This window comes from Neobacillus terrisolis, from assembly GCF_051233475.1.
Taxonomy (GTDB): Bacteria; Bacillota; Bacilli; order Bacillales; family Cytobacillaceae; genus Bacillus_BU.
Genome location: NZ_JBKFGH010000011.1, coordinates 220,645 through 232,924, shown reverse-complemented (window position 1 = coordinate 232,924; position 12,280 = coordinate 220,645). Strand labels below are relative to the sequence as shown.

Annotated in this window: 12 protein-coding genes; all 12 read right to left on the bottom strand. The window is 40.8% G+C overall.

The annotated features are described in order from the left end of the window. Positions 1-6 precede the first annotated feature (6 nt). Positions 7-579 (bottom strand): Maf family protein, encoded by a 573-nt coding sequence (locus tag ACI48O_RS08330; RefSeq protein ID WP_435561279.1) that lies wholly within the window; start codon positions 577-579, stop codon positions 7-9. A gap of 211 nt (positions 580-790) precedes the next feature. Then, positions 791-1,873 carry an SPOR domain-containing protein gene (locus tag ACI48O_RS08325; RefSeq protein WP_435561277.1) on the bottom strand — a complete coding sequence of 361 codons (1,083 nt, stop codon included), beginning with the start codon at positions 1,871-1,873 and terminating at the stop codon, positions 791-793. A 143-nt stretch (positions 1,874-2,016) separates the two neighbouring features. Beyond that, positions 2,017-2,856, bottom strand: a complete 840-nt coding sequence (locus ACI48O_RS08320) for a hypothetical protein (protein WP_435561276.1) — start codon at positions 2,854-2,856, stop codon at positions 2,017-2,019. Next, positions 2,853-3,503, bottom strand: coding sequence for a fimbrial protein (locus ACI48O_RS08315; protein WP_435561275.1), 651 nt, complete (start codon positions 3,501-3,503; stop codon positions 2,853-2,855). The genes ACI48O_RS08320 and ACI48O_RS08315 overlap by 4 nt, the downstream gene beginning before the upstream one ends. A gap of 2 nt (positions 3,504-3,505) precedes the next feature. Then, positions 3,506-4,498, bottom strand: a complete 993-nt coding sequence (gene pilM, locus ACI48O_RS08310; RefSeq protein WP_435561273.1) for a type IV pilus biogenesis protein PilM — start codon at positions 4,496-4,498, stop codon at positions 3,506-3,508. A 16-nt stretch (positions 4,499-4,514) separates the two neighbouring features. Beyond that, positions 4,515-5,270, bottom strand: a complete 756-nt coding sequence (locus ACI48O_RS08305; protein WP_435561340.1) for a prepilin peptidase — start codon at positions 5,268-5,270, stop codon at positions 4,515-4,517. A gap of 1 nt (position 5,271) precedes the next feature. Continuing rightward, positions 5,272-5,742 (bottom strand): prepilin-type N-terminal cleavage/methylation domain-containing protein, encoded by a 471-nt coding sequence (locus ACI48O_RS08300; protein WP_435561272.1) that lies wholly within the window; start codon positions 5,740-5,742, stop codon positions 5,272-5,274. Between the two features lie 101 nt (positions 5,743-5,843). After that, on the bottom strand, positions 5,844-7,055 hold the full coding sequence (locus tag ACI48O_RS08295) for a type II secretion system F family protein (RefSeq protein ID WP_435561271.1): 1,212 nt from the start codon (positions 7,053-7,055) through the stop codon (positions 5,844-5,846). A 1-nt stretch (position 7,056) separates the two neighbouring features. Next, positions 7,057-8,097: a type IV pilus twitching motility protein PilT gene (locus ACI48O_RS08290; protein WP_435561270.1), complete on the bottom strand. Its 1,041-nt coding sequence runs from the start codon at positions 8,095-8,097 to the stop codon at positions 7,057-7,059. An 11-nt stretch (positions 8,098-8,108) separates the two neighbouring features. Next, positions 8,109-9,770 carry a GspE/PulE family protein gene (locus tag ACI48O_RS08285; RefSeq protein ID WP_435561269.1) on the bottom strand — a complete coding sequence of 554 codons (1,662 nt, stop codon included), beginning with the start codon at positions 9,768-9,770 and terminating at the stop codon, positions 8,109-8,111. Between the two features lie 22 nt (positions 9,771-9,792). After that, entirely contained in the window at positions 9,793-11,070 is a 1,278-nt protein-coding gene (locus ACI48O_RS08280) for a VanW family protein (protein WP_435561268.1), read from the bottom strand. Between the two features lie 46 nt (positions 11,071-11,116). After that, complete coding sequence (locus ACI48O_RS08275) at positions 11,117-12,142, bottom strand: hypothetical protein (protein ID WP_435561267.1); 1,026 nt, start codon at positions 12,140-12,142, stop codon at positions 11,117-11,119. Positions 12,143-12,280 lie beyond the last annotated feature (138 nt).

Genomic DNA, 12,280 nt, shown 5'->3' with positions numbered 1-12,280 from the left:
AGCATTTTAATAAGGTAAAATATACCCAGCCTTTTGCAGTTCTCGAACTGTTTTTGATACAGGGAGGCCGACTACAGTAAAATAGTCACCGGAAATTTGCTTCACCAGCATGCTGCCAAAGCCTTGTATTCCGTAGGCACCCGCCTTATCAAACGGCTCCCCACTCCTAATATAGGCTTTTATTTCTGTTTCTGTTAAATTCCAAAACGTCACATCTGTTTTTTCATAAAAACGAACCAGTTGTTCATCATGCACAATCGTCACACCTGTATAAACCGAATGGGTTGTTCCTGAAAGCATTGTCAGCATTTCGGTAGCTTCCGTTTCGTCCTTTGGTTTACCAAGCACTTGATCGTTGGCAAACACGATCGTGTCTGCACCAATCACAAATGATGATTGATTTCTTGAGGCGACATCCTTTGCCTTCCGTTCTGCCAGGTCCATGACAATTTCTTCTGGTAGTGTTCCTGGAATAAAGCTTTCATCTGCTTCACTGCTGGAAATATCGAATGTTAAATGAAGATTTTCAAGAAGTTCTTTTCGCCGTGGAGATGATGAGGCTAAAATGAGGTGTTGCATGAATTCATCCTACCTTTCATTGCTTCAAATTGGGGAGATACAAGTTCATCGTACCAAAATTTGCTACCGCAAACAATTTTTATTCTAATAAAGTAATCAAATAGTTGAATTTAACATAAAAAAGGAGCCTGCCGTAACCATCCGAACAGACTCCTCTAGTATCAGTTATTCCCCGGAAAATATTCGACATTTTCCCACTCTTTTATTTTTGTCATAAAGCTTGATAGGCTGCCAAAATGGATAATAAATGCTGTTGCAGTGATGTAAGCTCTTTTTTGTCTCCGGACTTATGATAAGCATTAATATTTTTTACGGCTGCTTCAGTGTCCTTCATTATAGCTTTAATACGTTCGTTTTGAATGTCATCGGTGGCTTCGAGCTTCTTTGATTGCTCATTCACATTATTGACAAGTGTTTGTGATGGAGAATCTGCAGCCGCTGCTTTTGACATCGATTCAAAAAGAAGCGGTAATTGACTAAGGAACATTTTTTCTTGTTCATTTAAACCGGTTATCTCCTTGCCTCCTACACTCACTTCTTTTGGATAAGGTTCATTTTCTATCGAAACTTTTAATGTTGCCCCGATCTCTTTGGCGTGGTCCTTTGTATCCGCCACACTTAATAATAAGAAAGAACGCTCACTCGTTTCGAATACCGAAGCAGATAATCCCTTTTCCTTTAATGTTGCTTCCATTTGTTTGGCTGATTCTTTATTCGTATAGGCTCCTTCTTGTACGACCCAGGTGGAGATGGCCGGCAAAACTAAAGAGAGTGTACCGCTTTGATTCTGCACAGGATTTTTTTGCGTTTGAGGTTGAGTTGACGTCTCCTTGGCTGGAGATATTTCTGCAGGTTTTTCTATGAAAACGAGCTTAAGCATAGTAAATCCAAAGCTTGTCCCGAGTAATACCGCTAAGAAAACGGCCGTAAAAATCGTCGCAAACACACCGCGGTTCATTTTTAGTTTTCCGATTCCCGCTTTTTTTGCTGATTTTTTATTTTCTTTTTTCGGTTTGACCCCTAGTTTATTTTCTGTTGAATCTGGCTCTACTACTGATTCTGGAAGAATCCAGTCAAAATCGTCGTCTATTTTTTCTTCCCCGGCAGCCTCTTCTCCGTGAAGATTCGGCAGGGGAGATCCGTTTATCGTAACTCTTTCAAGTGGAGATTCCTCAACTCTATCATCTATTAACGGGCTCTTTTTTCGGTCTGATTTCTGTCGAGATTCTTCGAAAGCCTGATGTTTTCCGTTGATTTTAATCGTTATCGTTTTCCCAGTTTCCCGCTTTTCCACCTGTATCCCTCCTAACGCATGCGGTGAATTGGTTTCATCCTAACATATTGGACAAAAAAAATAACAAGACTTTTGTCGTCTTGTTATCGAATGCTTTCGCCAAATTTTTCACTAGATTTTGGTATTGATTTGGATATACCTTATTATTCCGTAACGTTTGGAAAGGAGGAAAACGGATACGTTTTATTCGCTGGAGGCGGTGTCACCAATTCCGGCAGCTTGTCTTGTAAATCTGTCAGTGCCGGCATATAAAAGGCTGAAATGGTTAAGGAATAAGATAGTTTCTTATTCTCAGAGTCTAAATTTGTTACTTCCCCTCCGCCGCTAAAGCCAACCGTTTCAATCACAACAGCACGCTGCAGATTTTCTAACGTTTCAAGAAACGCTTTTAGCTCATCATAATTGTCTGATTCTACTTGAAGCGTAACCGTAAGCTTTTTAATCCCTGCTGGCAGTGGAGTTGCCGCCACGGGCGCGGTGCCTGTCTGCCCGGTTTGGTCTGCCTGTTGATTAGTTTGATCTGTCTGTTGAGTTCCTTCTGCCTGCTGAGCGTTGTTCTGCTCATCAGCTTCTCCGTTTTCTTCACTTTTTGCCGCATCATTGTTACTTTGATTCGTTTCAGTTGTTTGTGGAGGAGTGGCTGCGGCCACATCTGCTTCGGCAAATGTCATATTTTTTATGACCGTTCCCGATACAACCTCTGCTTTTTCTAAATCAAGAATAAGCTGTTCCAGCTGCGCCTTAACCGGAACCTTACGCTGCAGGACTGCGATATTTTCAACGGTTAACGAACTTTTATCAGTTTGTTTTTGTTGAAGCGCAGCAAGCACATCCTGTTCTGATTTGAGCGATGCCGTTTTTGTTTCGACATCCTTTTGTTTCGGGTTCAGGTAATAAGTGTACCCCACGAAAATAAGTATTGCCGTTAACAATAGGGAAAGAACTAGAATCAAAATTTCCTTTTTTGTAAAGCGAAAGGTCATAGCTCATTCCCTCCCTGCCCGCCTGCTGAAGTATTCGTTAATCGTTCTTCCTGGTTGATGACATCACGATTAAGCTTTATTTCATATTGACCGGTATAGCGCGGGATATACTGTTCTTCATTTGTTGTATTATTAGAGTCCGTCTCGCTTGACTCTTTATTTTCAGTAGTATTGGTAGCCAAAGATGATAGTTTTGCTTCTGAAATCCATTTTGAATCTAGCAATGTTTTGTAAAAATAGGCAGCATCCCGACTCGTATCAAATTGAACGGTCAGGCTGATTGTTCCAACCTCTGCATAAGATATGGTTTGAATGAACCCACGTTGTGGTAAGAGCGCAATCACTCTTTTTAAAATTGGGGCCGATTTTAACGGTTCTTCATTAGCCCACTGTACGGCCGATTCAAGCACGGCAAGCGATTCGGTACTTTGACTTGTACTCGCTTGCTTAGCTTGTTCCACCTCGACAAGTTTCTGGGTTGTTTTAATCTGATTATTTAAACTGGTGATTTTACTTTCATAGCTGGTGCCCTGCCAAAAAAAGACGATTCCTGCTACCAGTATAATGAAAAGTGAACTGATTAAGATCACGAGAATGGCTATGTTTTTCGGTTCTTTTTTGGGTAACAGGTTAATTTCAACTAGCATGGCTACACCTCTTTTAAAGCTAGTCCAAAGGCCAGATAATGTGATCTTGGCAATGGTTTATTTTTCTCTGTTTCTAGCTTATTGACATCTAGTATTTCTACTTCAATTTCAAATCGAGTATGCAGTTGATTGCGAACCGTTTCAAGCAATGGATGGTCTCCAACTAATACAATTTTTGAAATTTCATTTTTTCCTTGGTGCAGAGAAAATTGATAAAATTCTATGAGCTTATTGATTTCTTTAAAGGCTTCAGTAAAATGCTCGTTTAATTCCTCTTCGTCCCCAATAAAGGAAAGCTGTTGGAAGCCGCTGCGTCCAATATAGATATCCCAATCTTTTTCGTTGTAAGGAAGATAGTGGTGACGCATAAAAAACGGTATTTCATTTTCAAAAATACTCATCACGACTAAATCTAAATCAAATTGAAGAACGAGAATTTTCTCCTCCGCTTTCTTCTTTCTTAATAAATCATATAAACGATAAAGTGCTAACGAAGATAGGTCTGCTGCCTCTGGTTTCAGTTTTAAATCTGCAAACAGATCAGAAAACTGCATGACATATTGCCGGTTTGCAGCAAATAAGAGAATTTCCCGCTTATCCTCTTTTTCCGGAAGAGCAAGATAATCAATTACAGGATCTTCAAACGGCAAGTGGATGGTTGAGCCCATCTCTAAATAAAGATAGCCAGTAATTTCACTGTCAAGGACATCTGTTGGTATAGTAATCTTACGGATCGTCACATAAGGATCAGGCGCCAAGAAGCGGACCTTCCGCCTACGGATTTTCCAAATATCAATACATTCATCAAGAATAACCGACAATGTATTTGCATCAATAATTTTGCCTTCCTTCACCACACCAGGAGGTAAATACCGTTCCCCCCATCGAAGTGGAAGGGGCGGATTACCGGGTTTCATTTCAATATAGCGGATACTATGATCATTAATGATCATATCAATTGGCCTGCTGCTAACTGTGAGGAGGGGTAGTGCCATAATGAAACCCCCTTTATTATGAAAAAAATAAATTGAGATAGGCTTGAATTAAATAATCCCCAAAGTAATAGGAAATCATCGTCCCTACTGCAATAAACGGACCGAACGGAATCGGCTTCCCTTTTTTAACAAGCTTGAACGCCATTCCAATGAGCCCAAACACTGCTCCGAACAGGGTCGATAAAAAAAATGATAAAAATAATAATTTGACCCCCACAACCATCCCGATGAGTGCGAATAGTTTAATGTCACCACCGCCCATGCCGCCTTTTGACACAATGGCAATGACGAGCAGGAGCGAAAAACCGATTCCTGCACCCAGTAACGAATCCCACCATGGGGTAAGGGGAATAAACAATCGTTCTAATAAAAAAAGCCCTGTGAAAAACAGTAAGACTTTATCAGGGATAATCATATAGGCTACATCTGATACTAGAATAATGATGAACAGCGAGATCAGGGTCAACGCCACAATTAGTTCACTGTTCCAGCCAATCACGAGCGGAGCCGTTGCAAACAAAACCCCTGTGAAAAACTCAATAATAGGATAAATGGGCGAAATGCCCGTCTTACAGACGCGGCATTTCCCCCCTTGAAATAGATATGATAATACAGGTATTAGTTCCCAGGCTTTTAGCTTATGTCCACACGACGGACAAGCGGAGCCTGGTGACACGATTGATTGTCCGGCTGGTACCCGGAGACCGACTACGTTGTAGAAGGAGCCTAGGGTAGAACCATAAGCAAAAAACAATATTATTACTTTCAACATATTATCGAATTTCGACTGTATCTCTTGAAACATCAGTTGGATCACTTGGATCTCCATCCAGTACCAAACCTTCTGCTGCATCAGTATCACTAGTTGTTAAATGAACGGTATAGTTGTAGGTACCTGAACCAGTTGAAACTTCAGATCTGGTAACAGTACTTTTAGATTTACTATAATCAGCAGAGCCTGGGCTTTTCACTGGCTCTAAATAGCCTGTATTTTCTAGTTCATCAAGTGTAACAGTGCTATCAGTATTCCAAATAGGATCATTAGCCGCAATAGAAGTTCTTGCAGCACTAATCATTTGTTCTGCATTAGCAATATGTGCATCCTTCTTTGAATTCCCAATAATTCCAGAAATAGCAGGAATTGCAATCGCTGCAATAATCCCTAAAATAACGATAACTGCTAAAAGTTCGATTAATGTGAATCCTTTTTGATTCTTAAGACGTTTTTTAATCTTTTTCAACATGATTTGTCTCTCTCCCTTTAAAGTTATTTTGTTTTTTCTATGTTACAAAAATAATTATACACGAATGTTCGACAAAGAAAAAATGAATATTTTACATCTTTCTACATTTGATCAACATGTTGGAACATATCAAACATTGGCATCATGATCGATAACACGATCGTCCCGACAATTGCTGCTAAAAAAACAATCATCACCGGTTCGATCAACGCTTTTAGGGCGTCCGTGCTGTTTTCTACTTCCTTCTCATAAAAGTCAGCTACCTTCGTAAGCATCGCATCCAATGATCCCGTTGTTTCGCCAATCAAGATCATTTGCGTAATCAGGGGTGGAAAAGCCCAGTGTTGACGCATCGGTCCCGTTAACGAATTCCCTTTACCAAGTTCTTCCCTTGAGGCAATGACTACTCGACCAATTACATCATTTTCTACGACCTTTTCCACCACTACTAAAGCCTGCAAAATTGGAACACCACTTGAAAATAAAGAACTAAGCGTTCTAGTTAACCTTGCTAACGCAGCTTTTTGCTGCATCTTCCCAAACAAAGGCATTTTTAAGATTGCATAATCTAAATAATATCTTGTTTTATCATTTCGCTTCAGGCCAATAAACCCAAAGATGATACCGACAATCAGCAAAATAACGAGCCACCAATACTTCTGCATAAATTCACTGGCGTTTAGCACAAATTTCGTAAGAGCCGGTAATTCTGCCCCCATATCGGCGAACATCGAGACAAAGGTTGGCACAACGGATGTTAATAAAAAGATCACAACAGCTACCGCAATAATCGCAATTGCTACCGGATAAGACATCGCTGATTTTACCTTTTGCCGGGTGTTATGCTGCTTTTCGAAGAAAACTGCTAATCGCTCCAAAGTATCCTCCATGTTTCCTCCTGCCTCACCGGCTTTGATGAGATTTATAAACATCGAGGAAAACACTTTCTTGTGCTTTTCAGCCGCTTCGGAGAACGGTCTTCCCATCCGCAGCTCACTTTCGATATCCAATAACGCTTTTTTCAGCACCTTGCTTTCGGTCTGCTCAGCAAGAATGCTGGTTGCATCGACGATCGTTACGCCCGCTTTGATTAAGGTCGCAAATTGCCGCAAATAAATAACTAAATGTTGCAGCTTAACCGGACTGCCGAACGAAATATCCTTTGTTAATGCCGTCTCAGCAACCTCGGTCATTTCAAGGACGCGAATCCCGTCGCCCCTGAGCTTTTCAATCGCTTCTCGTTTCGATTCGGCATTAATCATGCCGGTCCGTTTTCCTTTTCGGTCTCTCCCCGAGTATTTAAAGCGCGCCATTTTACATCACCGGATCCTTTAAGTAAGGCTGGGCTGCTTCTTTTGTAATCGCACCTGTTCGCACCAGCTCTTGTATACTAGCTTCAAGCGTCGTCATCCCTTGCGCCTTGGACGTTTGCATAACAGACTCAATTTGATGAACTTTATCATTCCGAATCAGGTTCCCGATCGCCGGATTATTGATAAGAATTTCCAGTGCAGCCCTGCGCCCTTTTCCATCCGCTGTTTTAAACAATCGTTGCGAAATAATCGCTAACAGTACGGTTGACAGCTGAGTACGAATTTGCGGCTGATGGGCCGGCTCAAATACGTCGATAATCCGCTCAATTGAAGCAGGTGCACTTGAGGTATGAAGTGTTCCAAATACTAAGTGCCCTGTTTCCGCTGCTGTAATCGCAATTTGGATTGTCTCCAAATCACGCATCTCACCGACAAGAATTGCATCCGGGTCTTGACGCAGCGCGGCCCGCAAGGCATTGGCAAAGTTTTTCGTATCGAAGCCAACCTCACGCTGATCAATAATCGAGTTCCCGTGTTTGTGCAGAAATTCGATTGGATCCTCAAGCGTAATGATGTGTTCCCGCATCGTTTGGTTCATATGGTTAATCATCGCAGCTAATGTTGTTGATTTCCCGCTTCCTGTCGGTCCGGTTACCAAGATCATTCCCTGTGGTTTTTCCACGATTTTTTTGAGGATTTCAGGCATGTTTAGCTCTTCAATCGTTGGAATTTTAGTTGGAATGGTCCGAATCGCGAGCGCTACACTGCCCCGCTGCCTAAAAGCATTGACACGAAACCGGGAAACGTTTGGAATCGAATAGGAAAAATCGAGCTCGCCCATTTCTTTGAATTGGGCCCACATTCCATCGGGAACAATCGATTTTGCCATTGCCTCCGTATCCTCAGGAGTAAGGATATCTTTACCGTATCGTCTCAGTTCACCATGAATCCTCATGACCGGCGGTACCGAAACCGTCAAATGGATATCGGATGCTTTCAGTTCAAAGGCAGCTCTTAATATATGATCCACTCTATCTTTCACTTTTTGCACCTCTATTCAGAAATTGCCACTCGTAATACTTCTTCAGTTGTGGTTAATCCTTGTTTTACTTTTAGAAGTCCATCATCAATAAGGAAAATCGTTTTATTTTTTATCGCGATCTGTCTTAGCTTCGGAATCGAATCATCCGTCATGATCGCTCTCTTCATTTCTTCGTTTACAACGACCACTTCGTGAATGGCAATTCGGCCGCGATAACCGGTCATATTGCAAGAAGCACAGCCTTTGCCGCGCATTACTTTGTCAATCTTTAAACCACGCCTTGCAAAAATGTCAATTTCCCGCTGTGACGCTTCATGCGGTTCGGCACAATCCCGGCACACTTTTCGAATCAAACGCTGTGCGACAATGCCTGATAAGGAAGTGGCAACGAGAAATGGCTCCATTCCCATATCGACAAGGCGGGTAATCGAACTTAACGCATCATTCGTATGAAGCGTGCTTAACACTAGGTGACCTGTTAAGGAAGCACGGATCGCCACCTCAACCGTTTCTTTATCACGGATTTCCCCCACCATAATAATATTCGGGTCTTGTCGTAGTATCGAACGCAGCCCTGTCGCAAAGGTCATGCCTACATTTTGATTGACTTGGATCTGGCTGATTCCTTCTAGCTGAAACTCGACCGGATCTTCAATCGTAATAATATTGACCGATTCATCATTTAAACTATTTAAAGCCGCATACAGTGTCGACGATTTTCCGGATCCGGTTGGACCCGTGATTAGAACGATCCCATTCGGCTTTTCAATCATTTGCGTAAACCGCGTTAAGTTGACCTTATTAAAGCCGATTTTATCAAGATCAATTAGCGCATTTCCTAAATCCAAAATCCGCAGCACTATTTTTTCCCCATATACGGTCGGCAAGGTAGATACCCGCAAATCGACCGGATAAAAATTTAGATTTACCTTGATTCGTCCGTCCTGCGGGATACGGTGTTCGGTAATGTCTAGATTGGCCATGATCTTAATTCTCGCTGTTAAAAAGCTTTGCATATTTTTCGGTAACACCCGTTCGACCCGCAACAAGCCGTCGACACGATATCGAACAACCACTTTTGTTTCCTGCGGGTCAATATGGATGTCACTTGCCTTTTGCGATACAGCGTTAGAGAGGATTTGATTTACAAGCCGGACAATCGGGGAATCCTCGTCGGTTATCGTCTCATCGCGTGACTTTTCCCCTTTCTTTCCGCCATCAAGCAGATCATCGAACTCTTCATCAATGTCATAGTATTTGTTAATCGCCCGAACAATATCGTCTTTCGTGGCAATAACGGCCTCAATTTGAAATCCTGTTGAGAGACGCAGGTCATCGATCGCAAAGAAATCCATCGGATCAGCCATCGCCACAAACAGCTTATCCCCGTCCTTCTTAATCGGAATTAACAAATTTCGCATTGCTGCTTCTTTAGAAACGAGCGAAAATAAATTCGTCTCGAACGGATAGCCATATAGGCTTATATGTGGAATCCCAAGTTGAACCTCAAGAACTTCAATAAGCTGCTGCTCTGTAATATAGCCTTTCAGTAATAAGGCATCCCCAAGCTTTTGACTAGGTGCTTTCTCATTTAAGGTAGCAAGAAGCTGATCTTCTGTAATCAGACCAGCTTCTACTAATAAATCCCCTAAGCGTTTTCTAGTATGTTTCATAACGGCTCACCCGCTTAAAATCTTATTTTGTTTCTTCGTTTGGTTTTCCATATAGGTCGTCTTCGGTGTTCGGTGCTGGTTGTGTTGGTGAAGTACTGTCGGTAGTACTTGTATTATTCGTTCCAGTATCGGTGGTGCCTGTATTGTTGGTTGTTGACTTCAGAGCCCGGACTTCAATTGTTGGAATCGGAGGATAGAAATCCTCTGAAATCAATTCATTGCTTAACCAAACATCATTTTCACCGAACACTTCCCGATAAACTTTAATCATCAGACCGTTTCCGCCACTTTGTTGAATTTTTACCTCGTCAGGCGATAAAAGCGGGCTGTATTGAATAATCGTTTTCGGCTTAAATTCCTGTTTATTCGAGAGCTTTACTTTATAGTTGTAAAGGAATGGGCTGCCTTTCAGCGTTGCTGTAAGGGTGTGATCCACTAATTTCAGCCCAATCTCATAATTCAAATCGTTCGGGTTAACAAACACGAAATCGAGATGGTTCGTATAATCAACTTTTGCTTCTAATCCTAACTCAGCATAATCCGGTAATACTTGTCCAATATGTTTTTCGACAATTGTAAAATTGCTGGCTAAAATAGTTTTAAAGATTACTGTACCAACCATACTCGCAGCCTCAGAAGGAAACGTTGTAAATTTACGTTTTTCTAATAGTTGTAAAAGAGATATTTGAGATTGCGGTTCTATTTTAATAGGCGACAGTTCCTCCACTAAAATCCCTAGCTCAATCGGGACAGTTGCAGGGGAAAGCGCAGCTTCACTTATGACTTCATTGTTATTCGCTACAGACAAAAACTTATCAACCTTTAGCAGATATTGATTCGGTGTTAAGTTAGCAGCATACATGATTAATTCAGAAACGAGCGGATCCATATCTACCTTCGAACTATCAAGTTTCGAGGACATTTGTTTCATATACTGATATAGATCTCCAGATTTAAAGGTTACGACAACGTCATTTTGATGACCATCCTTGGCATTTTCTACCGAGGCTTCTAAGTCAAATTGATATTGGGCAATATCCAATGGAACACTTTTCTCTTTATATTGGATCGTCACCTTCGTTTCCGAGCGCCATTTTTGTAATTGTTCATTTAATAAGGCAAGCGCCTCAGCTTTTGATTTATTCGAAACATCTATTTGGGCAATCGTTGTCCCTTTTTTAAATCCTGTACTATCCTCGGTTAAGGCATTATAAGCTTTTGCACCGAAATGGGAAAAACTAAAAATAAATGCTGTAGATAGCAATAAAACAATAAAGAGCTTAATTTCTCGTTTTTTCACAAACCCACCCCTATGCCAGCAGTTACATTTTATTAAATGAAGGATTTTATTGGTTTACGATTTTTTCTTCAAGTGCCGTTTTTGTTTCTTTCTCTGGCTCCTGTTCGTCGTCTTGATCAAAAAAGAAAAGTTCTTCAAGATCAAATAGATCCTCGTCTTCTTTTATCAAGTTGTTGTTGGTGTTGTCGGTTGTATGATTGGGAAGATCATCTAATTGTAATTCTTCCAGCTGAAATTCATCATCCAACAAATATTCTTGCTCTTCTATATTTCCAAGTGAAGTATTTTGTTCTGCATCGAACTCTAATATAAGTTCGATTGTATCTTCATTGCTTGCCTCTAAAATCGTGTCTTTTTTCATACTGTCAAAATCAATCTCGTCCACTTCTAATAATTTTTCAACTTCTGCTAAATAAGAATAGTCCTGTTCATCAGAGGACGGCATCTCGACCTCACCAGTCGGCTCTTCACTTTTAATGAAGGACTCCATATCCAATTTGCTTTCAACAGGTTTCTCCTTGGCAGAATCTTTCTGTAAAGCCCCTGTTTTGACAGTATCATTCATGACGATAACTGCCTCATCCAGGTCTTCTGACATATCGGTTTCTTTACTAATAAGCGAAATATCTTTTTCATTGTCGGAAACGAGTTTTGCTAGTATGCTGATTGGTTCGGATTTTTGTTTTGGATTGGATTGATGCTCTTTCTCTACAATCGATTTTTTCGGTGACTTGTCAGAGAAAGCTATATAGGAATAGGTATCTTTTATTTCATTTATTGGCTGTTCTTGCTTTTCCTCTTCAAAAACGAATGGCTGATTGTTCTCGACCAGATAAAGCCATTGTTTACCTGTCTTCATTAGTAAATAAGCAGAAGCAGTAACCAACAATAAGAGGATAAGTCCTGTTTGCCAAATCGGAAAAACAAGCGAGGCACCTAGCCCAACGAGGCTGAGCAAAAAGGAAGCAACAACAATAAAGACTTTGCCTTTGACGGTAAAGCCGATTGGTAGGAAATAAATTATCGGAAGCAGGATGAGCAATGAAATACCTGTAAAAATTAAATTCTCCATTTCTCCACTCCTGTAAATAGTTTCAATAATTCGACAAGAAAATTCTATAAAATTTGACAATATACGACTAATATTATTTATTTTATTATATTTACTACTATTTTTAAAGAATAATCTCGAGGAATTTGTGGAAGAAAA

What these genes read in the sequence shown, in the direction of transcription:
- ACI48O_RS08330 (WP_435561279.1), bottom strand. Translation starts at nt 579, where the DNA reads ATGCAACACCTCATTTTAGCCTCATCATCTCCACGGCGAAAAGAACTT.
- ACI48O_RS08320 (WP_435561276.1), bottom strand. Translation starts at nt 2,856, where the DNA reads ATGACCTTTCGCTTTACAAAAAAGGAAATTTTGATTCTAGTTCTTTCC.
- ACI48O_RS08315 (WP_435561275.1), bottom strand. Translation starts at nt 3,503, where the DNA reads ATGCTAGTTGAAATTAACCTGTTACCCAAAAAAGAACCGAAAAACATA.
- pilM (WP_435561273.1), bottom strand. Translation starts at nt 4,498, where the DNA reads ATGGCACTACCCCTCCTCACAGTTAGCAGCAGGCCAATTGATATGATC.
- ACI48O_RS08305 (WP_435561340.1), bottom strand. Translation starts at nt 5,270, where the DNA reads ATGTTGAAAGTAATAATATTGTTTTTTGCTTATGGTTCTACCCTAGGC.
- ACI48O_RS08300 (WP_435561272.1), bottom strand. Translation starts at nt 5,742, where the DNA reads ATGTTGAAAAAGATTAAAAAACGTCTTAAGAATCAAAAAGGATTCACA.
- ACI48O_RS08295 (WP_435561271.1), bottom strand. Translation starts at nt 7,055, where the DNA reads ATGGCGCGCTTTAAATACTCGGGGAGAGACCGAAAAGGAAAACGGACC.
- ACI48O_RS08285 (WP_435561269.1), bottom strand. Translation starts at nt 9,770, where the DNA reads ATGAAACATACTAGAAAACGCTTAGGGGATTTATTAGTAGAAGCTGGT.
- ACI48O_RS08275 (WP_435561267.1), bottom strand. Translation starts at nt 12,142, where the DNA reads ATGGAGAATTTAATTTTTACAGGTATTTCATTGCTCATCCTGCTTCCG.